At 69.9% G+C, this 22,106-nt stretch carries 24 protein-coding genes; 16 read left to right on the top strand and 8 right to left on the bottom strand.

All coding sequences use genetic code 11. The annotated features are described in order from the left end of the window. Positions 1 to 29: 29 nt before the first annotated feature. From ACFV9H_RS05370 to ACFV9H_RS05355, 4 genes are all read left to right on the top strand, one after another. Positions 30 to 665 (top strand): TetR/AcrR family transcriptional regulator, encoded by a 636-nt coding sequence (locus ACFV9H_RS05370; RefSeq protein ID WP_385393625.1) that lies wholly within the window; start codon positions 30 to 32, stop codon positions 663 to 665. A gap of 72 nt (positions 666 to 737) precedes the next feature. Next, positions 738 to 1,304 (top strand): 1,4-alpha-glucan branching protein, encoded by a 567-nt coding sequence (locus ACFV9H_RS05365; protein WP_385393623.1) that lies wholly within the window; start codon positions 738 to 740, stop codon positions 1,302 to 1,304. A 63-nt stretch (positions 1,305 to 1,367) separates the two neighbouring features. Beyond that, the gene (locus ACFV9H_RS05360; RefSeq protein ID WP_385393621.1) at positions 1,368 to 1,922 is read left to right on the top strand and encodes a DinB family protein; all 555 of its coding nucleotides are present in this window, start codon (positions 1,368 to 1,370) and stop codon (positions 1,920 to 1,922) included. Between the two features lie 35 nt (positions 1,923 to 1,957). Beyond that, entirely contained in the window at positions 1,958 to 2,428 is a 471-nt protein-coding gene (locus tag ACFV9H_RS05355; protein WP_385393619.1) for a hypothetical protein, read from the top strand. A 2-nt stretch (positions 2,429 to 2,430) separates the two neighbouring features. On the opposite strand, the gene ACFV9H_RS05350 is transcribed toward ACFV9H_RS05355, so the two are convergent. Then, positions 2,431 to 2,634 (bottom strand): DUF397 domain-containing protein, encoded by a 204-nt coding sequence (locus ACFV9H_RS05350; protein ID WP_385393617.1) that lies wholly within the window; start codon positions 2,632 to 2,634, stop codon positions 2,431 to 2,433. Further along, entirely contained in the window at positions 2,631 to 3,494 is an 864-nt protein-coding gene (locus ACFV9H_RS05345; RefSeq protein ID WP_385393614.1) for a helix-turn-helix domain-containing protein, read from the bottom strand. The genes ACFV9H_RS05350 and ACFV9H_RS05345 overlap by 4 nt, the downstream gene beginning before the upstream one ends. A gap of 109 nt (positions 3,495 to 3,603) precedes the next feature. On the opposite strand from ACFV9H_RS05345, the gene ACFV9H_RS05340 reads away from it, so the two are divergent. After that, positions 3,604 to 4,089 carry an ATP-binding protein gene (locus tag ACFV9H_RS05340; protein WP_385393612.1) on the top strand — a complete coding sequence of 162 codons (486 nt, stop codon included), beginning with the start codon at positions 3,604 to 3,606 and terminating at the stop codon, positions 4,087 to 4,089. Positions 4,090 to 4,328: 239 nt separating this feature from the next. Next, on the top strand, positions 4,329 to 5,183 hold the full coding sequence (locus tag ACFV9H_RS05335) for a helix-turn-helix domain-containing protein (protein ID WP_385393610.1): 855 nt from the start codon (positions 4,329 to 4,331) through the stop codon (positions 5,181 to 5,183). A gap of 155 nt (positions 5,184 to 5,338) precedes the next feature. On the opposite strand, the gene ACFV9H_RS05330 is transcribed toward ACFV9H_RS05335, so the two are convergent. The 4 genes from ACFV9H_RS05330 to ACFV9H_RS05315 form a co-directional block, all read right to left on the bottom strand. Next, positions 5,339 to 6,559 carry a glycosyltransferase gene (locus ACFV9H_RS05330; RefSeq protein ID WP_385393608.1) on the bottom strand — a complete coding sequence of 407 codons (1,221 nt, stop codon included), beginning with the start codon at positions 6,557 to 6,559 and terminating at the stop codon, positions 5,339 to 5,341. Between the two features lie 207 nt (positions 6,560 to 6,766). After that, on the bottom strand, positions 6,767 to 7,657 hold the full coding sequence (locus ACFV9H_RS05325; RefSeq protein ID WP_385393605.1) for a LysR family transcriptional regulator: 891 nt from the start codon (positions 7,655 to 7,657) through the stop codon (positions 6,767 to 6,769). 121 nt (positions 7,658 to 7,778) lie between these two features. Further along, entirely contained in the window at positions 7,779 to 8,672 is an 894-nt protein-coding gene (locus ACFV9H_RS05320; RefSeq protein WP_385393603.1) for a LysR family transcriptional regulator, read from the bottom strand. Positions 8,673 to 8,795: 123 nt separating this feature from the next. Beyond that, positions 8,796 to 9,695, bottom strand: a complete 900-nt coding sequence (locus tag ACFV9H_RS05315; protein ID WP_385393601.1) for a LysR family transcriptional regulator — start codon at positions 9,693 to 9,695, stop codon at positions 8,796 to 8,798. Positions 9,696 to 9,783: 88 nt separating this feature from the next. On the opposite strand from ACFV9H_RS05315, the gene ACFV9H_RS05310 reads away from it, so the two are divergent. The 8 genes from ACFV9H_RS05310 (at position 9,784) to ACFV9H_RS05275 (ending at position 18,088) form a co-directional block, all read left to right on the top strand. Continuing rightward, positions 9,784 to 10,185 carry a VOC family protein gene (locus ACFV9H_RS05310; RefSeq protein ID WP_385393598.1) on the top strand — a complete coding sequence of 134 codons (402 nt, stop codon included), beginning with the start codon at positions 9,784 to 9,786 and terminating at the stop codon, positions 10,183 to 10,185. Beyond that, entirely contained in the window at positions 10,149 to 11,747 is a 1,599-nt protein-coding gene (locus tag ACFV9H_RS05305; protein WP_385393596.1) for an MFS transporter, read from the top strand. Before ACFV9H_RS05310 ends, ACFV9H_RS05305 begins: the two co-directional genes overlap by 37 nt. Before the next feature lie 219 nt (positions 11,748 to 11,966). Next, positions 11,967 to 12,635, top strand: a complete 669-nt coding sequence (locus ACFV9H_RS05300; RefSeq protein WP_385393940.1) for a DUF4097 family beta strand repeat-containing protein — start codon at positions 11,967 to 11,969, stop codon at positions 12,633 to 12,635. Between the two features lie 67 nt (positions 12,636 to 12,702). After that, positions 12,703 to 13,827, top strand: coding sequence for a serine hydrolase domain-containing protein (locus ACFV9H_RS05295; protein ID WP_385393594.1), 1,125 nt, complete (start codon positions 12,703 to 12,705; stop codon positions 13,825 to 13,827). A gap of 88 nt (positions 13,828 to 13,915) precedes the next feature. Next, positions 13,916 to 16,192: a DPP IV N-terminal domain-containing protein gene (locus ACFV9H_RS05290; RefSeq protein ID WP_385393592.1), complete on the top strand. Its 2,277-nt coding sequence runs from the start codon at positions 13,916 to 13,918 to the stop codon at positions 16,190 to 16,192. Positions 16,193 to 16,340: 148 nt separating this feature from the next. Next, positions 16,341 to 17,192 (top strand): DUF998 domain-containing protein, encoded by an 852-nt coding sequence (locus tag ACFV9H_RS05285; RefSeq protein ID WP_385393589.1) that lies wholly within the window; start codon positions 16,341 to 16,343, stop codon positions 17,190 to 17,192. Beyond that, positions 17,102 to 17,299: a DUF4287 domain-containing protein gene (locus tag ACFV9H_RS05280; RefSeq protein ID WP_385393938.1), complete on the top strand. Its 198-nt coding sequence runs from the start codon at positions 17,102 to 17,104 to the stop codon at positions 17,297 to 17,299. Before ACFV9H_RS05285 ends, ACFV9H_RS05280 begins: the two co-directional genes overlap by 91 nt. A gap of 192 nt (positions 17,300 to 17,491) precedes the next feature. Continuing rightward, positions 17,492 to 18,088, top strand: a complete 597-nt coding sequence (locus ACFV9H_RS05275; RefSeq protein ID WP_385393588.1) for a dihydrofolate reductase family protein — start codon at positions 17,492 to 17,494, stop codon at positions 18,086 to 18,088. Here ACFV9H_RS05275 and ACFV9H_RS05270 read toward each other — a convergent pair whose 3' ends face one another. Next, entirely contained in the window at positions 18,089 to 18,937 is an 849-nt protein-coding gene (locus ACFV9H_RS05270) for a hypothetical protein (RefSeq protein WP_385393585.1), read from the bottom strand. It lies immediately after the preceding gene. 182 nt (positions 18,938 to 19,119) lie between these two features. Between ACFV9H_RS05270 and ACFV9H_RS05265 the strand changes: the two genes are divergently transcribed. Then, a complete protein-coding gene (locus ACFV9H_RS05265; RefSeq protein ID WP_385393583.1) occupies positions 19,120 to 19,671 on the top strand; it encodes a SigE family RNA polymerase sigma factor in 552 nt (183 codons plus the stop codon). Continuing rightward, positions 19,668 to 20,594, top strand: coding sequence for a hypothetical protein (locus tag ACFV9H_RS05260; protein WP_385393580.1), 927 nt, complete (start codon positions 19,668 to 19,670; stop codon positions 20,592 to 20,594). Before ACFV9H_RS05265 ends, ACFV9H_RS05260 begins: the two co-directional genes overlap by 4 nt. A gap of 95 nt (positions 20,595 to 20,689) precedes the next feature. Here the strand turns inward: ACFV9H_RS05260 and ACFV9H_RS05255 are convergent, their stop codons facing one another. Next, positions 20,690 to 22,090: an acyltransferase family protein gene (locus ACFV9H_RS05255; protein WP_385393577.1), complete on the bottom strand. Its 1,401-nt coding sequence runs from the start codon at positions 22,088 to 22,090 to the stop codon at positions 20,690 to 20,692. Positions 22,091 to 22,106: the final 16 nt, after the last annotated feature.

The following is a 22,106-nucleotide window of genomic DNA, read 5'->3' as shown; positions in this document are numbered from 1 at the left end:
CGGGAAGACCTGACGGCGGGAGAAAACCGATGGCGCGGCCACGCACCCCCCTGCTCGACCGGCAGCGGATCGCCGCGACCGCCCTGCAACTGGTGGCGGAGCAGGGAGAGTTCAGCGTCCCGCAGATCGCCCGGGCGCTCGGGGTGCAGACGGGCTCGGTGTACCACCACGTGGACGGCCGGGCGGGGGTGATCGAGCTGATCCGGGAGCTGGTGTGCGACCTGATCACCGACGACGCCCTGACCCTGACCCGGGGAACCCCCTGGGACCGCGCCCTGGAGGAGTGGGCGCGCTCCTACCGGGCCGCCTTCGCCGCCTACCCCCGGGCCATCCCGTTGCTGATGACCAACCCGGTGCGGGCCCCGAAGGTCCTCGCCCACTACGAGCACGCGGTGGCCCTCCTGCTGGCGGCCGGCTTCGCCGAGCCGGACGTGATGCCGCTCCTCACCGCCCTGGAGAACCTGATCCTGGGCTCGGCCCTCGACCTGGCGGCCCCCGAGACCATGTGGGAGCCGACGTCGGAGACCCCGCTGCTGGCCGGCGCCCTCGCGGCGGTGGGCCGGGGCGGCCGCGCGGACGCGGCCTTCGACCTCGCGCTGGCGGCGTTCCTGTCGTACGCCCGCACCCTGCGGGACGGGGCGGCGTTCCGGGGCGCGGGTGCTTGACCTTGCCGCCGCTTCGGCGTCCTAGGCTTGATCGCAGAACTCACCGTCCCTGACTTCTGGAGGCCCGTCCTCATGGCTGTCGTACACCGCACCACCATGACCCCCGGCAAGCTGGAACTCCTGTCGTCCTGGCTCCCGTTGCAGCCCTGGTACGAGGGGCAGCCCGGCCGGACCCCGGAGCTGACCAAGGCGGGCGGCTTCCGGCTTGACGACCCGGAGGGCGAGGTGGGCATCGAGTTCATGGTGGTCACCGACACGGCGGACGGTGTGACGTACCACGTCCCCCTGGCCTACCGCGGCGCCCCGCTGCCCGACGCCGACGATGCCCTCGTCGGCACGTCGGAACACGGCGTACTGGGCACCCGTTGGATCTACGACGGCACCCAGGACCCGGTTGCGCAGGCCCAACTCCGCGCGCTGCTGCGGGGCGAGGCGGTCCCGCAGGCCCAGAGCGCCAGCGACACCCCGGACCCCACGGTCGTGGTGGTGCAGGGCGAGGGCGGCCCGACCCTGACGGTGACCCGCGTCCTCCACACGGACGCCGCGGCGGACCCGGGCGCCGCCACCCACGTCACGGCAACGTGGCAGGACGCGGACGGCAAGCCGGCCCGGGCCGTCTTCGCGGCCCTGCGTGCGTGAGACTCCGGGCACGCACACGTAATTGACTAGCGGCTCGGGCCCTCACGGACGAACATGCGACGCATGAGCGATCAACCCGCACGATGGACCCAGGCGACCGTCTACCCCGACATGTGGGCCAACCCTGACGACGACCCTCGCAACAACGAGGCCAGTCCGGACGGCGAACTTGCGACGCTGCAGGACTTCCTGGCGAACTACCGCATGACCCTGCGGATGAAGTGCGAGGGCCTGAACCCTGAGCAACTGGCCCGCCGGTCGGTCCCGCCGTCGACGATGTCGCTGCTCGGCCTGCTCCGCCACCTCGCCGAGGTGGAACGGGACTGGCGCACCTGGATCACCGGGGTTCCGCTGCCGAAGCTGTACGGCGAGCGCGACTCGGACTTCGACGGAGCCGTCGCCGACCAGGCCGTGGTCGACGCCGCGTACGCGGACCTGGCGCGCGAGCAGGCCGAAACCGACGCCCTGCTGGCCCAGTACCCGGACCTGAGCCGGCGCGTGGGCAAGGACCAGACCTCCATTCGGGAGCTGATGGTGCACGGGATCGAGGAGTACGCCCGCCACTGCGGGCACGCCGACCTGCTGCGCGAGTGCGTCGACGGACGCGTGGGCCAGTGACGGGGCCGGGGCTTAGCGCCACGATGTACGTACGCATGAAGACTCCGTTGGCGACCATGACGCTGGCCCTGGCCTTGGCCCTGGCGGGCTGCACGGCGCCGGTGGACGACGCGACGGCGTCGTCCACCGCATCCGCGTCCGCCTCCACCTCGCCCGTCACCCGGGACACGGTGGACAAGGAACTGCGGGCGGCTATCCAGCAGGCAGGCCTGGACCCTGCGAAGGGGATGACCACCGCCGAACGGAACGGCAAGAAGCACCCGGGCCTGGTCGACTGGATAGCCACCATCCCGACTGCGGAAGCCGAGCAGGCGCTGCCCAAGATCGGCGCCGAGCTCGAACGCAACGGCTGGAAGGCGGAGCCCCCCATCGACTCCGTCCTCCGCTACAAGAAGTCCGGGTGGCGCCTGCTGGCGAGCAGCTTCGGCAGCAGCAAAATGCCCACGCTCGCCGAAGGCAGCAGCATGGTCCAGCTGAATGCCTCGGACCTCACCGACGCGGGCTGACGTCAGCCCGCGGCGTACCGCACGAAGCCGGTCCAGGTGTCGGGACCCACGGCCAGCCGGCCGCCGTCCACGTCCTTGGAGTCCCGCACCAGGACCGCTTCGGGCATCACCGCGACCTCGACGCAGTCGTTACTGCTGCTGGCGCTGTAGCTGCTCTTGACCCAGCTCAGTGCGGAAGGGCCGCCGACCGAGGGCTTGATGCTCATGTCTCTCCCAGCACTTTCTCGATGAAGGCCCTCGACTGCCTTGGGTTGAGGGCCTGTGAACGGATGATCCCATAGCGGAGTTCGAGGATCTGGATGTTCTTCGCGTCCGTGATCAGGCGGCTCATCAGCTGCGCCTCCACGTACCCGATCGTAGAGCCGTCTCGGAGCTTCAAGACGTCGATCTGACCACCCATCCCTGCGTGATCCTCACAGTCCATAGGCATCACCTGGATCTCCACATTGCGCAATCGACCGACATCAAGCAAATGCTCCAGCTGCCTGCGGAGTACGTCGCGCCCACCGATCGTCCGCTCCAGCGTCACAGGCTCCAGCACGAAGGTCAGCGCCGGTGACGGCTGCCTCTGGAAGATCTTCTGTCGCGCCATGCGGGCCGCGACGTGTCGCTCCACCTCGTCCGGGGAGTAGGCCGGCCGCCGGATCTCGTACAGCGCTCGCGCGTACTCCTCCGTTTGGAGCAGGCCGTGCAGGTTGTGGTTCCCGTACGCACCCAGCTCAACCGCTTTGGACTCCAACTCAGCCAGGTCCCGAACCTTCTTGGGATAGCGGGCCTTTTCGACATCAGCCTTCATCGCGGCAATTTTGCCGCCCGCACCCAGGATCCCGTCCGCCTTGTCCAGGTACTCAGGACGCGGAATCCGGGTGCCCCGCTCAATCTTGTAGATCAGGTTCGGCCCGTATCCCATGCGCGTAGCGAACTCCGCGCGGTCAAGCCCCGCCGCCTCCCGCCACATTTCCAGCTGACGCCCGAGGGCAGCGACAACCGCCCCCGATTCGTCTTTCGGATCAAGTTCCCAACTCGACTCGCTCGACTCATCGGCGACGCCGTCTGCATTCGGCACTTCCACCCCCAAGGGACAGGCGGGACAGGGCTGGACACCCCGGGACAGCCGCCGTACACAGCGACCTCAGCCCTGTTCAGGTTACGCACGCCTCGCCACGCTGAGTCACGTGAATCAGGAAATCACCTTCGTCGCCACCCTCCCCGCCAGCCCGCACGGCGCCCGTGCCGCACGGCAAATCACCTCCGCCCAACTGGCGGACTGGGGGCTTCCATTCGCCGACGCGGCTCAGGTAGTCGCCGAGCTCGCGAGCAACGCAGTCACGCACGGCCGCGTTCCCGGGCGGAGGTTCCGGCTCCGGCTCACCTCCACCGGCACCACGCTCCGTATCGAGGTGAGCGACACCCGCAGCGAGTGCGCACCCCCGCCCATCCCCGAACTCCCAGCCGCCGACGCCGAATCCGGCCGTGGCCTGATCCTCATCTCGGCACTGGCGGACAAGTGGGGCGTCACCCTCGGCCCCGTACCACTGAAAACGGTCTGGGCCGAAATCGCGCTACCGGCACCCGGATCACCGGATCCGGGTTTCCACGACCCGGTGATCCGCGAAGCGGTTCCGCACGACGTAAACCCCTTTAAAGAACCAGGGAAATGACCTCACCAAACCAAACCCCGCCCCCTCACTCGGTCGGGTGAATGCGGCCAACCTGGCTGGCGCATATGCCAATTCAGGGTGCAGGCTCGGCCTCGACAACCGCAAACATGCGAACGGCCCCCGACGGGACTGCCATCCCGACCGAGGGCCTCACCGCTCAGGAAGAAGAGCTTCCCGTGGCTGAACAGCACCATAGCGCGCCGTCGCGCGCCTCGTACCGCATTCGGAAGCCTGGTGTCATGCACGAGAAGGACTCTCAGGCCGAGCGCTACGTCAAGATCGACAACCGCCTCGCCCAGCACGGCGAGTTGAGCTTGACGGCGATCGGCCTGTCCACACACATCCAGTCACTGCCCACCGGCGCCGATGTGTCGATCAAGGCCCTGGCGCAGCGGTTCACCGAGGGCGAGGCCCGCATCGCCTCGGCCCTGCGCGAGCTGGAAGCCCACGGCTACCTGTCCCGGACCCGGGAGCGACTTCCGTCGGGGCAGATCGTCATATGCACGGTGTCGTACAACATCCCGCTCGCCAAGCGCGCGAAGGCCGCGGAACCCGCCGGCCGAGGCCCCGCCCCGGCCCCCGCACCGCGCCGGGTCCAGGCGGCTCCGGACCCGGAACCGGAACCCGAACCGGCCCCCGAGGCGGCAGAGCCGGTGGTGATCCACCGGCCCGAGGCGCCACCTCCCCCCAAGCCCAGCAGGCCGACTCCCGAGGCCCACCGAGAGGCCGCCGACCTGCTGGCCCGTCTCCGCCTGCGCGACCCCCGCCTGCTGCTCTCGGAACGCGACGTGGCCCGCCTCGTGCCCGGCGTCACCACCTGGCTGGAGCGCGGCGTGACCCCCGCCGCGATCAGCGGAACCCTCGCGGGCTGCCTCCCGCTGGAGCCGATCCGCTCCCCCGCCGCGCTCCTGGCCCACCGCCTCACGGAACTCCGCCCACCCGCCCTCCTGGACCGCCCGGCCGGCCCACGCCACCCGAGCGCGGACCGGGAGCTCCATCCCCTCCAGACCTGCGACGGCTGCGACCGCGCCTTCCGGGCCCCTTCCCCGGGCCGCTGCGCCCCCTGCACGCCTGCTGCGGCCGCGGCCGCATAGACCTCAGCCTGCTGGTACGGGGGATGACCCGGGGCCTTGGGGGCCTGCACCCGTACGGCGCGCAGATCGCGGAGGCGCGCGCGTTGGTGACGAGCGGCCCGAGCCGACGCGCGGCGGCGGCGAGAGCGCGACTGCGCGAGCTGGTGACCGAGGTACTAGGAGTCGCTCACCGCGCCGAGCAGCAGCTTCGCGGCCACCGTCGTGCCGTCGGTGCGGATCGTGCCGGCCACGGCGGTCGCTCGGGCGGCCGTCCGCGGGGTCAGGGCCGCATCGAGCGCGGCCGACAGGGACTCGGTGGTCGGGGTCGGGCCGTCGTGTGCCACGCCGATGCCGAGGTCGGCCACGCGCTCGGCCCAGTACGGCTGGTCCGCCCCCTGGGGGATCACCACCTGGGGTACGCCGGCCTGCGTGGCGGTCGTCGTCGTGGCCGCACTGCCGTGGTGGACGACGGCGGCCGCCCGTCGGAAGAGTGCCTGGTGGTTGACCTCGCCGATGACGAAGCAGTCGTCCCGGTCGTCGATCAGGTCCAGGTCGGCCCAGCCGCGGAAGACCACGGCGCGCCGGCCCTGCGCGCGGATGGCCTCGATGGCCACCTTGGCGAAGTCCTGCGGGGCGCCGATGGGCATGCTGCCGAAGCCGATGTACACGGGCGCCGGGCCGGCGTCCAGGAACGTCAACAGGTCGGTGGGGAGCGGGCGTTCGTCGGTCGTGGTCCACGCGCCGGTCTGCACCACGTCGAGGTCCGTGGGCTGCCACGGGGACAGGATCGGGTCCGTGGCCAGCCACGGCTGGTCGGTGAAGGCGTAGTCGCGGACGTTGTCCACCGGCGGCAGGCCCATCGCCGCCCGGCGGGTGTTGATCGCCTCGCCGAACATCGTGTTCGCGATCTGCGCGTCCAGGTCCCACAGCGCCCGGTTGTCGGTCGCGTCCTCCGGCAACGGCTGCCCCCGCCGCGCGGGCGGCCGGCGGTACGGCGACGGGAGGGCGACCGGCTGGTGGCTCACGTGCACGAAACGGATGCCCAGCTTCTCGGCCGCCGACCGCGCGCAGGCCGCGACGGGCAGCGGGCCGGTGACCACCAGCGCGTCGCATCCCTCGGCGGCCGCGCCGACCGTGTCGAACTGCGCGTCCATCAACGCGGCCGCCCGCTCGGCCAGTCCCGCCGCCGACCCCGGGGTCACCGTGGTCACCAGCGGGCGTACCGGCGCGCCGGCCGGCACCATCTCCACTCCGACCCCGGCGAGCCGCTCCACGAACTCCTCGTCCGGCGGCGCACACACCCGTACCTCCGCACCGAGCTCCCGCAGCCGCACCGCGAGTCCCACCATCGGCTCGACGCTCCCACGCGACCCGTACGTCGACAACAGCACACGCATTCCGCAACTCCCCGTTTTCCGCAGGTCTTTCTGCTCAGATCGGCGATTCTGCAGCATGATGTGGATCTTGTGGCAAGCCCCCCATTGCGCTATATGTTGAACGTGGCGGGAGTGACTCCGGACCGATGTCGGGCGCTCACCGCGGCCGATCGGCCGATGTCTCCTTCACCTGATCGACTCCGACCGGTACGGCCGTCGAAGGCCCCCTCACAAAGCCATCGTGCCGAGGTCGCGGGCGATGCGTACGAACGAGTGGACCATCGGGTTGTCGTTGTCCGACCGCCAGACCAGGCCCCAGCGGAGCAGCGGGGCGTCGTCGAGGTTCAGGTAGGTGATGTCCGGGCGGACGTGGAAGCGGCGGACTTGGGCGCCCAGGGTGTGGATGGCGTCGCCCGAGGAGATGATCACGTAGAGCGTGTCGAGATCCGCGACGGCGAAGTTCCGCTCGATCTTCCGGCCGCTGGGCGCGTAGAAGGGCATGAAGGCGTCCTCCCAATACTCGGGCTGCTCCCACTCCCCGCCGATCACCCCGTGGTCGGCGAGCACCTCCAAGGACACCGACTGACGGACAGCCAGCCTGTGGTCGGACGCCACGGCCGCGACCCGGGATTCCTCGAACAGCACGGGCCCCACCGAGAGATCCGGCTCCTCGACAGGGAGCCAGGAGAGCAGCAGGTCGGCTTCACCCCTGCGCAGCGGCCCGAACGGATCGACGAAGCCGTTGTAGCGGAGCCGTATCCCGCACTTCGGATGGAGGGAGCGGAAGGCGTCCCAGAAGGGCCGCAGTTCGTGTGCGTTGGAGACCAGCAGGTTGATCCGCAGGATGTCCGTCTTGCCCTGGGCGGTGAGCCGGGCCCGGTCCATGCTCGCTTTCAGCCCCTGGTAGATCGGCCGCAGGTCGTCGCGCAGCTGCTCACCTACCGGCGTGAGACACACCTGGCGACTGGTCCGCTCGAAGAGCTCCGCCCCGATCGACCGCTCCTGCTTCTTGATCGCCTGACTGACCCGCGCCGCCGACACGTGCAGCCGCTCGGCCGTCCTCCCGAAGTGCAACTCCTCCGACAGCGTCAGGAAGATCTCGATATCCCGCAGCTCCACGCGCCCCCACGCCCCCGCTCGTTCATCAACTTTCGCCTGGTCAGCGTTGCATGATCGGTCGTTGATGATCACGTTGTCCACACCGGATGGCCAGTGCACGAACACACTGGCAGCCGGGCCCTTACAACGACATCGTCCCGAGCTCGCGGGCGATGCGGACGAAGGACCGCACCATCGGGTTGTCGTTGTCCGAGCGCCAGACCAGGCCCCAGCGCAGCAGCGGTGCGTCATGGATGTGCCGATAGGCGATGTCGGGGCGGACGTGGAAGCGGCTGGCCTGGGAGGCCAGGCTGTGGATGGCCTCGCCCGAGGAGATGATCAGGTACAGATCATCCAGATCCTTGGCGTCGAAGTCCCCCCGTTCGATCACCCGGCCCTTGGGCGTGTAGAAGGGCATGAACGCGTCCTGCCAGTAGTCGGGCTGCAGCGACTCCCCGCCGAGCACGACGTGGTCGGCGAACACCTCCATGGACACCGACTGGCGGTCCGCCAGTCGGTGGTCGGACGCCATCGCCAGGACTCGGGGCTCTTCGAACAGCACGGGGCCCACCGTGAGATCCGGCTCCTCCACGGGCAGCCAGGAGAGCAGCAGGTCCGTCTCGCCCCTGCGCAGCGGCCCGAACGGATCGACGAAGCCGTTGTAGCGGAGTTTTATCCCGCACGTCGGATTCAGGGAGCGGAAGGCGTCCCAGAAGGGGCGCAGTTCGTGTGCGTTGGAGACCAACAGGTTGATCCGCAGGATGTCCGTCTTGCCCTGGGCGGCGAGCCGGGCCCGGTCCATGCTCGCCTTCAATCCCTGGTAGATCGGGAGCAGGTCGTTGCGCAGTTGCCGGCCGACCGTTGTGAGCTGGACCTGGCGGCTGGTCCGCTCGAAGAGCTCCGCCCCGATCGACCGCTCCTGCTTCTTGATCGCCTGACTGACCCGCGCCGCCGATACGTGCAGCCGCTCGGCCGTCCTCCCGAAGTGCAACTCCTCCGACAACGTCAGGAAAATCTCGATATCGCGCAGCTCCACGCGCCCCCACGCCCCCGCTCGTTCATCAACTTTCGCCTGGTCAGCGTTGCATGATCGGTCGTTGATGATCATCTTGTCCACACCGGATGGCCAGTGCACGAACACACCGGCAGCTGGGCGCCCTTACAACGACATCGTCCCGAGCTCGCGGGCGATGCGGACGAAGGACCGCACCATCGGGCTGTCGTTGTCCGACCGCCAGACCAGCCCCCACCGCAGGAGGGGCGTGTCGCGGACGGGGATGTACGTGACGTCGGGGCGGACGTAGAAGCGGGTGACCTGGTTGCCCAGGAGGTGGATGACCTCCCCGTCGGCAACGAGCGTGTACAGCTGGTCCAGCGTCGTAACCAGGAACTTCCGTTCGATGGCACGACCGCTGGGTGCGGAGAACGGTACGAAGGCATCCTCGAGGTACTCGGGCTGGGGCCCGTCCGGCCCCACGATCCCGTGGTCCGCGAACACTTCCAAGGTCACCGACGAGCGGCCGGCCAGCCGGTGGTCGGCGGCCATCAGCGCGACCCTGGGTTCGTCGAAGAGCACCGGTCCCACGGTCAGGTCGGGCTCTTCCACCGGGAGCCATGACAGCAGCAGGTCGATCTCGCCGTTGCGCAGTGGGGCGAACGGGTCCATGTAGCCGTTGTGGCTCAGTCGCAGACCCCACTGCGGATGCTGCGTACGAAAGGCGTCCCAGAAGGGCCGCAGTTCGTGGCCGTTGGTGACCATCAGGCCGATCCGCAGGACGTCCGTCTTGCCCAGGGCAGCGAGCCTCGCCCGGTCCACGCTCGCCTTCAGGCTCTGGAACACCGGCCGCAGATCACCGAGCAGCTGTTCCCCCACCGGCGTGAGCCGCACCTGGCGACTGGTCCGCTCGAAGAGCTCCGCCCCGATCGATCGCTCCTGCTTCTTGATCGCCTGACTGACCCGCGCCGCCGACACGTGCAGCCGCTCGGCCGTCCTCCCGAAGTGCAACTCCTCCGACAACGTCAAGAAGATCTCGATGTCGCGCAGCTCCACGCGCCCCACGCCCCCGCATGTTCATTAACCCCTGGCTTAACCGGCGTTGCATGATCGATCGTTGATCATCATCTTGTCCAAAACGGATGCTGGCTGCATGAACGTCGTCACCACCAAGGTGTCGTTGACCGTGCAGGACGTGGGCGCGTCCAGCCGGTTCTTCACCACTCATCTGGGGTTCCGCGAAACCGAGTTGGCCGAGGGATACGTATGCCTCCGCCGAGATGACGCCTCCGCCGAAATCGCCCTGTCCGAACGCGACCTCGAGCTGGCGCCGCCTGGACGGCTCGGCCAGGGGCTCTCGGATCTGGTCGTGACCCTCGTGGTCACGGACGTCATCGCCGAGTACGAACGGCTGCGCCGCGAGGGTGCCCCCGTCACCGGCCCGCTGCACCAAGAGCCCTGGGGTGAGCTGCTGTTCCAGCTCACCGATCCCAGTGGCGTCGTGGTGCAGCTCACCGAATGGGTTCCGCCGGCCGGCGCCCCCGAACACAACTAACCGAAAGGTTCCCGTTTTTCGTGGACGAGATACTTGAGTCACAGCGGGCGAATCCGCGCCGCTGGCTCATCCTGGTCGTGCTGTGCCTGAGCACGCTGGTGCTGGTCATCGACAACATGGTGCTCACGGTGGCCATTCCGCCGCTCGCCGAGGACCTGGGGGCGAGTGCCCAGGACATTCAGTGGATCATCGACTCCTACATCCTGGTCTTCGCCGGCCTGCTCCTGACCTCGGGCAGCCTGTCCGACCGGTTCGGCAGGCGCCGTGTGATGGTCATAGGGCTCGCGCTGTTCGGCGCGGCCTCGGTGCTCGGCACTGTCGCCGACAGTCCGGGGCAGTTGATCCTGGCGCGTGTGCTGATGGGCGTCGGCGGTGCGCTGATCATGCCCAGCACGCTGTCCATCCTGATCACCGTCTTCGACGAGGCCGAACGCCCCAAGGCGATCGCCGCCTGGGGGTCCGTGTCCATGCTCGGCGTGGTGGGCGGCCCCTTGCTCGGCGGCTGGCTGATCGCCGCCTACTGGTGGGGCGCGGTCTTCCTGATCAACATCCCGATCGCGGCCCTGGCCATCATCGCGGCGCTGGCCCTGATGCCGGAATCGAAGGGGCCCTGGCGCAAGGCGGACCCGCTGGGCATGGTGCTGTCCGTGGCCGGGATGACCGCGCTGGTGTGGACGATCACCGAGCTGCCCAAGGACGGCCTGGACCGTACGAGTACCCAGGTCACGCTCGCGGTCGGGGTGCTGAGCCTGGTCGGATTCGCGGTCTGGGAGACCCGTACGGCACACCCGATGGTCCCGGTGTCGCTGTTCCGCAACCGTGTCTTCACCGGGTCCAGCCTGTCGCTGGTGCTCCTGACCTTCGCGAACGGCGGCCTGCTGCTGGTGCTGACCCAGTACCTGCAGTTCGTACTCGGCTACACGCCCACCGAGACCGGCCTGGCCTTCACCCCGCTCGCCGTCGCCGCCCTCGCCTTCAACGGCATCGGCGCCGGGCTGTTGGCGAAGACCGGTACCAGGATCATGGTGGTTCTCGGCCTGCTGATGATCGCGGCCGGGTCCGGTGTCCTGACCGGCCTGTCCGCGGGTGACGGATGGGGACCGCTGACCACCGCGATGGTCCTGATCGGAGCGGGTGCCGGACTGGTGATGCCCGCGGCCACCAGCGCCCTGATGGGGGCCGTCCCGGCCGAGCACGCCGGTGTGGGGTCCGCGCTCAACGACACCATCCAGCAGGCCGGCGCCGCCCTCGGTGTGGCCGTGTTGGGTGCCGTCCTGTCGAGCACGTACACCTCCGAGATGCCGGTCGGTACGCCCGAGGCCGCCCGTCACGCCGTTTCCGAGGCGCTCGTCGTGGCAGCCCGTACCGGGGACGAGGGGCTGGCCGCAGCGGCCCGCGAAGCCTTCACCTCGGCGATGTCCGCCACCTTCCTGGTCGGTGTCTGCGGGGTGCTGGGGGCGGCGGTGCTGGCGCTCTTCCTCATGCGGAGCCGCAAGGCGGAGGTGGCCGAGAAGGAGGCCGCCCGGACCCAGGACCAATTCGCCACGGTCGCCGGGCCCTGACGCGGCTCGGCAGTGCCGCCTGAGGTCCGCGTGAGCGTTCACCTTCAACCCATTGCAACACACAGGCGCAGCGCATTGCATTAACCGCAAAGACGATTGCAACGATTTACCCGAACTCACCTGCGCAGATGCCGGTTTCGCGCAATGAATGAGTTGAAGAGTCCATGAATGCAACGTAGCTTTTCCCACATCGGAAACAACGAGCTCAAGGAGAGCATCATGCAGAAGTTCGACACCCCCGCCCCGGTCGCCACCGTCCTGGACATCCCCGCGGGACACGTCCGGTTCATCGCCGCCGACCGGGCCGACACCACGGTCGAGGTCCTGCCCTCGGACGCCTCGAAGGGCAACGACGTGAAGGCGGCCGAGCGGATCACGGTCGCCTACGGCGACGGCGTCCTGCGGATCGAAGCCGAGGAGGCGAAGAACCGGATCCTCGGGAACTCCGGGTCCGTCGAGGTGACGGTCCAGCTGCCCGCCGGCTCCCGCGTCGAGGCGAAGACGGCCGCCGGCGAGTTCCGGAGCGTCGGACGGCTCGGTGACGTCGAGTTCGAGGGCGCGCAGGGCTCGATCGAGCTCGACGAGACCGACAGCGCCCGCCTGACCCTCCTCGCCGGTGACATTTCGGTCGTACGCCTGGGCGGGTCCGCGGAGATCAGCACCCAGAAGGGCGACATCCGCATCGCCGAGGCCGTGCGGGGCACGGTCACCCTGCGCACCGAGTCCGGTGAGGTGTCGATCGGCGCCGCCCGGGGCGTCTCGGCCTCCCTGGACGCCGGCACCGGCCACGGCCGGATCCACAACTCGCTCCAGAACGCGGACGGCGCCGCCGACCTGAACATCCACGCGACCACCGCCTACGGCGACATCACCGCCAGCAGCCTCTGACCCTGACCTGACCGCCACTGGCCCTCTGGGCCGAACCACCATCCCCACCCACAAGGAGCGCACGGCCATGTCTCTCCCTCTCACCGACCGCGACGAACTCACGCAGGACCGCCCCGAGTTGCAGAAGGTCATCCAGGAAATCGTCGATTCAGGCTTCACCGGGTTGCAGCTGCGCGTGAACGACCAGGAGGGCGAGTGGGTCGGCAGCGCCGGAGTGCGCGAGCTGGGCGGGACCGCCAAGCCGCCGACCGACGGGCGGTCCCGGATCGGCAGTGTCACCAAGACCTTCACCGCGACGCTGGTACTGCAGCTGGTCGCCGAGGGCAGGATTGGGCTGGAGGACCCGGCGGCCGACCACCTGCCCGAGTTCGACCTGGACCGGCGCATCACGGTGCGGATGCTGCTCCAGCACACCAGCGGGGTGTTCAACTTCACCGGCGAGTACTACGAAGACGGGACGATCGCCCCGGGTATCCCCTGGCAGGGCCAGGAGTGGGTGGACAACCGCTTCAAGACCTACCGACCGGACGAGCTGGTACGGCTGGCACTCTCCAAGCCCGCGCGGTTCGAGCCGGGGACGGACTGGAGCTACGCCAACACCAACTACGTGCTGCTCAAGCTGCTGATCCAGAATGTCACCGGCCGCCCGCTGGCCGAGGTGATGCAGAGCCAGATCCTGGGGCCGCTCGGGCTGTCGGACACCGTCGTGCCGGAAACCCAGGAGGAGGTGCCCGAGCCGCACGCCCACGCCTACTACCGGTACGAGGAGGACGGCGAGGAGAAGACGGTCGACGTCACCCGCCAGAACCCCTCCTGGATCTCCAGCGGCGGTGACATGATCTCCACCACCCGGGACCTCCACACCTTCATCTCCGCGCTCATGGGCGGCAAGCTCCTTCCTGCCCCGCTGCTGGCCGAGATGCTCACGCCGCACCCCAAGGTCGGCTACGGCCTGGGGGTGATGGTGCAGGAAACGGACGGCGGCGGCACCGTCATCACCCACAACGGCGGAATCGCGGGCCACGCCGCGCTGATGTACAGCACGCCCGACGGCAACAGGACCCTGACCGCCGCGGTGAACTACGTGGACGACGCCGCGATGTCCCTGGCCGAGCCCTTCCAGAAGGCGACGCAGCGGCTCGTCCAGGAGGTGTTCTGCGGTGGGCAGGCCGAGCCGGCCGACGAGGCCTGAGCCCTCCCACGCCCTCATCACCCCTGCCGTACCGGCACCACCGTGGCATCGCCATGCCCGAATCCGACACCGAGGACAGAGGAAAAGAATGAGCACCACGCAGGACTACCAGGCCGCGGAGCAGCTCCTGCGCCGACCCGCCCGCCCCGGCGAGCTCGTCATCGGCGACAAGGTCAGGCCGCAGTGGATCGACGGAGGCACCCGCTTCTGGTACGCGGTGAGCAACGGCGTCGGCAGGCGGTTCGTGCTGGTCGATCCGGCGGCGGGCACCCGCGAGCCGGCCTTCGACCACGCCCGGCTCGCCGCCGCGCTGGCCGCCGCCTCCGGGCAGCAGGTCGACCCCGAGTTCCTGCCGACCACGGCGATAGACCTGGCCGGTGGCACCGTCGAGTTCGACGCGTTCGGCGAGTACTGGCGCTGCCGGCTGGACGACTACACCTGCGAACGCGCCGAGTTCACCCCGCCCGGCAACCCCCTGGAAGTACCGTCGCCCGACAAGAAGACCGCAGTGTCCCGGCGGGGACACGACCTGTGGGCGCGCTCGCTGTCCGACGGCCGTGAGTGGGCGCTGACCACCGACGGCGCGCCCGGCCACCAGTACGGCACCGGCCCGGAGTGCACGGCGAACAGCACCCTGCTGCGCAAGATCGGCCTGCCGTACCTGCCTCCCGCGGTGGCCTGGTCACCCGACTCGACGAAGGTACTGGCGCACCGCACCGACGAGCGCGAGGTCCGGGAGACCCACCTGGTGGAGGCCAGGCCCGCCGACGGCGGGGCCCCCGTGCTGCACACCCAGCGGTTCGCCCACCCCGGGGACGAGCACGTGCCGCTGGCCGAGCTCGTCGTACTGGACGTCGCCGCGGGCACGGTGATCCGCGCGCAGGCCGAGCCGCTGCTGATGCCGACGCTGTCGCCGATCACGATCAAGTGGGCCTGGTGGGCTCCGGACAGCTCGGCGGTGTACTACCTCGGCCGGCCCCGCGACCTGCGCACGCTCACCCTGTACCGGCTGGACGTGGCCACCGGCGGGGTCACCACGGTGGTCAGCGAGACCGGCGCGACCCGTGTGGAGCCGAACCAGTGGGCGTACGAGCCGCCGATCGTGCGGGTCCTGGCCGACGAGGTGCTGTGGTACTCCCAGCGTGACGGCTGGGGCCACCTGTACCGGTACGACCTGCGCACCGGCGCGCTGCTCGGGCAGGTCACCTCCGGACAGTGGGCGGTGCGGCAGATCCTGCGGGTCGACGAGGCCGAGCGGGTGGTGTACTTCACCGCCTCCGGGCTGGTCGACGAGGATCCGTACCGGCGCACGGTGTGCCGGGTCGGCCTGGACGGCTCCGGCTTCGCCAAGGTCACCGACGACGAGGTGGACCACGTCGTCACCGTCGCGGACGACCACGAGTACTTCATCGATTCCGCGTCAACCGTCGACACCCCGCCGGTGACGACGCTCCGCGACTGGACCGGACGCGTCCTGGTCGAGCTGGAGCGCGCGGACATCGGCAAGCTCACCGCCACCGGCTGGACGCCGCCGGAACGCTTCCGTGTCAAGGCGGCCGACGGGGTGACGGACATCTACGGAGTGCTGTACCGGCCTCGGGGGTTCGACCCCGCCCACTCCTACCCGGTGGTCGACAACGTCTACCCCGGCCCGCAGCTCAGCCGCGTCACCCCGTGCTTCGACCCCGGCGGCATGGGCCTCGACGCGGAACCCCTCGCCGCGCTCGGCTTCGTGGTGGTCGCACTGGACGGACGCGGCACCCCGGGCCGGGACAAGTCCTTCCACGACGCCTCCTACGGCCGGCTGGCCGACGCGGGCAACCTGGCCGACCACGTCGCGGCGCTGCGGCAGTTGGCCACGACCCGGCCGTGGATGGACCTGGACCGGGTGGGCGTGTTCGGCCACTCCGGCGGCGGCTTCGCGGCGGCCCGCGCGATGCTGGACTTCCCCGAGACGTACAAGGTGGGAGCCGCGCTCTCCGGCTCGCACGACGCCCGCCACTTCAACTCCGGCTTCGTGGAGACCTACGACGGCGCGGACAACCCCGGGGCCTGGGCCCGCACCTCCAACGTGGACCTCGCCGACCGCCTGGCGGGCAAGCTGCTCCTGATCCACGGCGACATGGACGACCAGGTACACCCGGCCCAGACCCTCCGCCTGGCCGACCGCCTCATCGCCGCCGGCAAGGACTTCGAGCTGCTCATCGTGCCCGGCGCCGAGCACACGTTCATCGACCACTTGGCCTACGTCCGCACGCGCTGCTGGGACTTCCTGGTGCGCGAGCTGATGGGCACGCAGCCCCCCGCCTACCGCCCCGCCCCCATCGCCATCGGCCCCGAACTGCTCGCCGAGCTGTTCGCCTGAGCACGACACCACGGAGCCGCGCGGTGTGACCCAGGTCATACCGCGCGGACCGATGGGTTCGATCGTCCCTCACGGTCATACATGCGACGAGATTCCAGCGCCGCGAACCCGGTCTCCGGGTGGGTGCGGCGAACGAGGAAGGCATGCCATGACCCACACGATCAGCGCTTCCACCTCCGTTTCCGCCGCCCCCTCCCCCGCCGCGGCCGCGTCCCGGCCCGCGACGCGGGTGCTGCTCGCATGCGGAGCGGCGGCGGGGCCGCTGTTCCTGGCGGTGGGGATCGTAGGGGGCCTCACCCGTGAGGGATTCGACTTCACCCGCAACGCCATCAGCCAACTCAGCCTCGGTGACCTGGGCTGGATCCAGGTCACCGGCTTCTTCGTGGCCGGCGCCCTGATGCTCGCCGGGGCGATCGGAGTGCGGCGCGCGGTGACCGCGGGCCCCGGCCGCCGCGCCGCTCCCTGGCTGGTCGGGGTGTTCGGCGCCTCGTTCCTGGTCAGCGGGGTGTTCGCCGCGGACCCGGGCGCCGGTTTCCCCGTCGGCACCCCGGACTCCCCGGCCCCCGCGCTGAGCGCGCACGGCGCGGTCCACATGGTCGCCGGCATGGTCGGCTACCTCGCACTGTGCGCCGCGTTCCTCCTCCTGGCCCGCCACTTCGCCGCCGAGCGGCAGCGGGGCTGGGCACTCGCCTGCCGGCTGCTCCCGGTGGGCGTCCTCACCGGGTTCGTCGGGTCCGGAGCCTCGGTCCTGTCCTTCACGGCGGGAGCGGCCCTCGGCCTCGCCGGACTCACCGCGGCGACCGTCCGGCTGGCGCCGCTGGTCGGACCGGCGGGCGTCGATCACGTAAGACCCCAAAAGAGCTCCCTCCCGAGCAACGAACGAAAGGCATGGACGACATGGCCGACTCAATTCAGGGCTCCGCGTACTTCCCCTCGATCGAGAAGAAGTACGGCCGCCCCATCGCGGAATGGAAGGACCTCATCCGCTCCTCCCCCCTGACCAGGCACATGGAGCTCGTCAACTGGCTCAAGTCCGAGCACGGTCTGGGCCACGGCCACGCCAACGCCCTGGTCGCGCACACCCTGACCGAGGACAAGGCGAAGTAGGCGTTCACCTTCAGGTCATTGCAATATCGCGAGCCTCGTCTTTGCGTTCAATGGCAAGCCCATTGCAAGAGTTCCGGGCAAGTGACCTGCGGGGACGGTGATTTCGAGCCACGACTTGATTGCCTCACCTCTGAACGCAACATAGCGTTTCCCGTGTTCTCAACCCGACACGAATCAGGAATCGAGAGTGCCATGCGCATAGCGATCGGTGAATTCATCAGCCTGGACGGCGTCGTTCAGGCCCCTGGGCACCCGGACGAGGACACCGACGGCGGCTTCGCCCACGGTGGCTGGACCCACCCGTTCTTCGACCCGGAGGTGATGGGCGGCGCACTGGCCGAGTGGCAGACCGGTACCGAGGCCCTGCTGTTCGGACGCCACACCTGGCAGGTCATGGCCGCGGCGTGGCCGGAGCGGGCCGGCGACCCGTTCGCCGACCACATGAACAGCGTCGCCAAGTACGTCGTGTCCAACACCCTGGGCGAGGACGAGCTGACGTGGAACAACACCACGCTCATCCCCGGCGACCAGGCACTGGACCAGATCAAGAAGCTGCGCGAGGCCGACGGGCGCGATCTGGTGGTCATGGGGAGCGCGTCCCTCACCCGGACCCTGCTGGCCGAGGGACTCGTCGACGAGCTCCGGCTGATGATCATCCCGGTGCTCCTCGGTGGCGGCAAGACGATCTACCCGACCGACGGCCTGCTCCGCACGTTCGAACTGGTCTCCACGGTCGTCAGCGGCACCGGGGTGCACGTGTGTACGTACCGACCCAAGGCCGGGGCATAGTCAGCGGGCGTACGATCCGATGCCGACCAGGCAGTAGACGTACTGGTTGATGACACTGCCGTTCAGCGTGTAGCGGTAGGAGAACGCGTACTCCGTCTTGGGGTTGTCGTTGCACTGGTCGAGGTCCGAGGTCATGGGGATGCTCTCGATCACCCGGTAGTGCGCGTCGGACGCCGAGCAGGGAACCTCCTCCACACCGCTCACGCGCTGGGCGGTCGTCGAGTCCGGTAGGTCCCCGTTGAGGCAGGTCCCCCTGTCGAACGGGCTGGGAGCCGCCGGGCTGGACGGGAGGGCCGGGGCGGCGGGCTCGGTCGTCGCCGAGTAGGTGGGGGCGGCGGAGTAGGAGGGCGCGGCGGAGTAGGACGAGGTGGCGCCGGCCGTGGGGTAGGGACTCGCCGAGTAGCCCGAGTACGTGGGCGTGGGCGTGGGCGTCGGCGTGCCGGAGGCCTTGCTGTCGCCCTCGTCCCCGTCACCGCTGCTCAGCAGGACGAAGCCCAGGATCAGGGCCGCGACGACTCCCAGCGCCACCAGGCCTCCGCGGGCACCGGACTTGGGCGCCCGTCCGGGCGGTGCGGGCGTTGCCGGACCGAACGCCATGGGTGTGGCCATCGTGGCCATCGCTGGGGTGGGCTGGGGCGGCGGGGCGGCCGCCGCGGCCCCGGCCACCCGGATCCGCAGCAGTACCTCCTGGGCTCCGACCCGGACCCGGACGAGGTCGCCGTCCCGGCAGGGCGGGATGCGCAGGCGGGCGGGGCCGGTCGGCAGGGTGTGCTTGAGGATCACGCCGAAGCGGGCCTGTTGCGAGGTGAGCGTTATCTCGATTTCCTGCGACGACACCAACTGCTCCATGGGGTGAGGGTGGTGCGGAGACTGTCTGACGGTCCGTGGGAATTGTGCCCGTTACACGCAGGCGGGCGCAGACGTTCCGCGAGACGGGTTCGAGATCACAGTCATGGCCGCGTCAAACTTCTCGTCCCCGTCGGGCAACCGAATCCGAGCAGGTGGTGGTCAAGAGGGCGAAGGGGGTGCCGATGCACGCCGAGCAAGAAGCTCATTTCCAGTCGTTCGTGGCCGCACGCTGGACCCACCTGGTGCGGACCGCTTACCTGCTGACCGGTGATCCGCACGACGCGGAGGACGTGACCCAGACCGCGCTCGCGAAGGCGTACCGGTCCTGGCGGCGGGTGTCGCGCATGGACAGCCCGGAGGCGTACGTGCGCCGGATGCTGGTCAGTTGCAACAGCGACAGGTTCCGCAAGCGCCGGGTCGCCGAGCGGGTGACGGACACCGTGCCGGACACGTCGATGCGCGACAACGCCGTCGCCTGGGCCGACGAACGCACCGCGCTGATGGACGCGCTGGCGGGGCTGCCCGCCCGGCAGCGCGCGGTGGTGGTCATGCGGTACTGGGAGGACCTCTCCGAGGCCGAAACCGCCGACGCCCTGGGGTGCTCCCCCGGCACCGTCAAGAGCCAGGCCTCCAAGGCCCTGGCGAAACTGCGCACGTGGCCCGGCCTGGACCAGATCACGGCGAGCACGGCGAGCACGACGAGCACGACGACGAACGAGAGGGCGGTCCTGTGAGCGGCCAGGATGACTTCGAGCTGAACCTGCGCGAGCGGCTGGCCCAGGACGCGGACGCCGTGCGGCCCGCGGCCGTGCCGTATCAGGAGATCGTCCGACAGGGTCGCGTCGAACAACGTCGGCGCAGGCTCACCGTGGCGGGGGCGGCGCTGGTCGCGCTGGCCCTCGTACCGGCCACGGCCATCGCCCTCACCGGCGCAGGGCCCTCGGACCGGGTGTCCGTGGCCGGCGGCGGCCCGTCCCCGAGCACGGCACCGAGCACGGCGCCGAAGACCCCGCCGCCGCCCGCCGGACCGGCCGCCCCCGCGACTCCCGGGCAGCTCGCCGACGGCATCACCCTCCAGGACGCGGCCACCGGGCTGGAGCAGTGCCTCGCGTTCAGCGCGGATCGCCCCACCCCGCCGCCGGGGTCCCCTCCGAGGCCGGACCTGGGCAAGGCCGCCGACTACCGGATCCTGCTCGCGCACCACGGCACCGGCAACGACAACAGCCCCGGCGACGGCCGGCTCGTCGTCGCCGTCAAGGACGCCCCGGTGCCGATCCGGATCATCTGCAACATCAAGGAGGGCAAGGTGAGCGGCGCGAGCACCTCCGTGGGCAGGGACGGGACCCCCGAGGGCCGGGCCGTGGCCCCCGACATGAACGGCGGCAAGCTCTACCTCCAGCGCCTGACCATGGAGGGCCCGTGGAAACTGCCCTACCGTTGGGGCAGCATCGGCACCGTCGACTCCCGCGTCGCCCGCGTCACGGTCACCTACGGCGGCGCCACCGCCGAAGCCGCCCTCGACCACGGCTGGTTCGCCGCGACCGGCATCCTCGAAAAGCGCGTCACGGAGGCCCCCCGCATCAAGGGCTACGACGCCCAGGGCAACCAGATCTACGACTCCGACGAGGACAAGCTCTACGACAAGCGCATCCCGTAGCCCGATGACCCCGGACTCGGGCCCCCGCCGCCGCACAGGGGTCGGCGGCGAGGGCCCGCCACGCCCCGCCGCCGCTTGTACACGTCAGCGGGGAGTCACTCCCGCGTGGAGAGGACCGGCTCGGTCTCCCGCACGGGTGCCGCCGGCGCGGTCGCCCCGGCCGGCGGCGTCCCGGTCCCGTCCTGAGCCGGTACGGGCGCCCGCTGCGGGAATCGTCTCGCCACGGCCTTCAGCACGCTGCGGCCCAGGTTCTGGAAGGGCAGCTCCACCAGGCGGTAGCTGAGCCAGCTGACGCCCGTCAGTGCGGCCATGAACGCGGTGAACAGCAGGGCCCGGCCTGCCCAGCTCTCGATCGGGGCGCGTCCTTCCAGCGTCCAGTCCATGGCGCGGATCACGGGGTTGTGCAGCAGATAGAGCGAGTAGCTGATCGCGCCGAGCCAGCTGAGCCAGCGCGGGAAGCGGCGCTTGCGCAGCAGCATGCCCGCGACGAAGACCGCCCACGCGCCGACGTAGGCGAACGACCAGGCCATCCAGGATCCGGTGAAGGTCCGCCCGAGCGCTTCCCCGTGGTTGTACATGTAGCCCGTGAGGAATCCGCAGGCCACGACGAAGCCGCAGGACAGGAAGGCCTGGGCCCGTTCGATCTGGCCGTGCTCCCACCGGTACAGCACGGTGCCCGCGAACATCGTCGCGAAGATCATCATGGTTTCGAACGCCGCGGACCGGCTGTTGAGGGTGACCAGCACCAGTCCGAGGCCGCCGAGGAGCAGCCCGCCGCCCTTGGCCAGGGCCGGCTTGCCGGTCATGATGCAGGCCATCGCCATCACCACGATGGTGGCGGAGGCCAGGACCAGATGCCGGGTGCTCGCGTGATCGACCGAGAGCGTACCGAGGGCGATCCAGCCGCCCAGCACGAGCGCCACGGCCGCGAAGCCGACGGCGATGCCCGCACTCTTGCGGTGCCATCCGAGCGCGAACAGTGCCGTGACGAAGTAGTAGAAGACCATCTCGTAGGTGAGGGTCCACAGCACGCCGAGGCCGTTGGTGACGCCGATCAGGTCCTGCAGCATGAGCCCGTTGGCCACGAGCGAGAGCAGCGGGTGATCGAAGGCATAGCCCGCGACCACGGTGTGGTCGCGGGGCAGGATCAGCAGCGCGGCGACCACGGTCAGGATGACCGCCGGATAGATCCGGAAGACGCGCCCCACCCAGAACGCCCGCATGTCCCCGCGCCGCTCCAGCGAGGCGGGGATGATGTAACCGCTCACCAGGAAGAACAGCAGGACGCCGAAGACCCCGGGGTCCAGGTAGTGCGGCACCCGGGTGCCGTAGGGCACCCAGTAGAACGGCAGCGCCAGGTGGTACACGGCGACGGACAGGGCCGCGATGCCGCGCAGGGCGTCCAGCCAGCCGAGCCGCGACGCGCTCGGGGCAGGGCCGCTTTCCGCAGCGGCCCGTGCAGGGCGTCGGCCTGCTGTTCGGTCGATCGATATCACCCGTGGAGGCTACACG

Source organism: Streptomyces sp. NPDC059874 (assembly GCF_042731135.1).
GTDB lineage: Bacteria > Actinomycetota > Actinomycetes > Streptomycetales > Streptomycetaceae > Streptomyces.
The sequence above is the reverse complement of the archived record's forward strand: the minus strand, read 5'-3'. Positions and strand labels throughout refer to the sequence as shown.

Coding starts and splice junctions, on each gene's coding strand:
- ACFV9H_RS05370 (WP_385393625.1), top strand. CDS start 30: ATGGCGCGGCCACGCACCCCCCTGCTCGACCGGCAGCGGATCGCCGCG.
- ACFV9H_RS05365 (WP_385393623.1), top strand. CDS start 738: ATGGCTGTCGTACACCGCACCACCATGACCCCCGGCAAGCTGGAACTC.
- ACFV9H_RS05360 (WP_385393621.1), top strand. CDS start 1,368: ATGAGCGATCAACCCGCACGATGGACCCAGGCGACCGTCTACCCCGAC.
- ACFV9H_RS05355 (WP_385393619.1), top strand. CDS start 1,958: ATGAAGACTCCGTTGGCGACCATGACGCTGGCCCTGGCCTTGGCCCTG.
- ACFV9H_RS05350 (WP_385393617.1), bottom strand. CDS start 2,634: ATGAGCATCAAGCCCTCGGTCGGCGGCCCTTCCGCACTGAGCTGGGTC.
- ACFV9H_RS05335 (WP_385393610.1), top strand. CDS start 4,329: ATGCACGAGAAGGACTCTCAGGCCGAGCGCTACGTCAAGATCGACAAC.
- ACFV9H_RS05330 (WP_385393608.1), bottom strand. CDS start 6,559: ATGCGTGTGCTGTTGTCGACGTACGGGTCGCGTGGGAGCGTCGAGCCG.
- ACFV9H_RS05310 (WP_385393598.1), top strand. CDS start 9,784: ATGAACGTCGTCACCACCAAGGTGTCGTTGACCGTGCAGGACGTGGGC.
- ACFV9H_RS05305 (WP_385393596.1), top strand. CDS start 10,149: ATGGGTTCCGCCGGCCGGCGCCCCCGAACACAACTAACCGAAAGGTTC.
- ACFV9H_RS05300 (WP_385393940.1), top strand. CDS start 11,967: ATGCAGAAGTTCGACACCCCCGCCCCGGTCGCCACCGTCCTGGACATC.
- ACFV9H_RS05295 (WP_385393594.1), top strand. CDS start 12,703: ATGTCTCTCCCTCTCACCGACCGCGACGAACTCACGCAGGACCGCCCC.
- ACFV9H_RS05290 (WP_385393592.1), top strand. CDS start 13,916: ATGAGCACCACGCAGGACTACCAGGCCGCGGAGCAGCTCCTGCGCCGA.
- ACFV9H_RS05285 (WP_385393589.1), top strand. CDS start 16,341: ATGACCCACACGATCAGCGCTTCCACCTCCGTTTCCGCCGCCCCCTCC.
- ACFV9H_RS05275 (WP_385393588.1), top strand. CDS start 17,492: ATGCGCATAGCGATCGGTGAATTCATCAGCCTGGACGGCGTCGTTCAG.
- ACFV9H_RS05270 (WP_385393585.1), bottom strand. CDS start 18,937: ATGGAGCAGTTGGTGTCGTCGCAGGAAATCGAGATAACGCTCACCTCG.
- ACFV9H_RS05265 (WP_385393583.1), top strand. CDS start 19,120: ATGCACGCCGAGCAAGAAGCTCATTTCCAGTCGTTCGTGGCCGCACGC.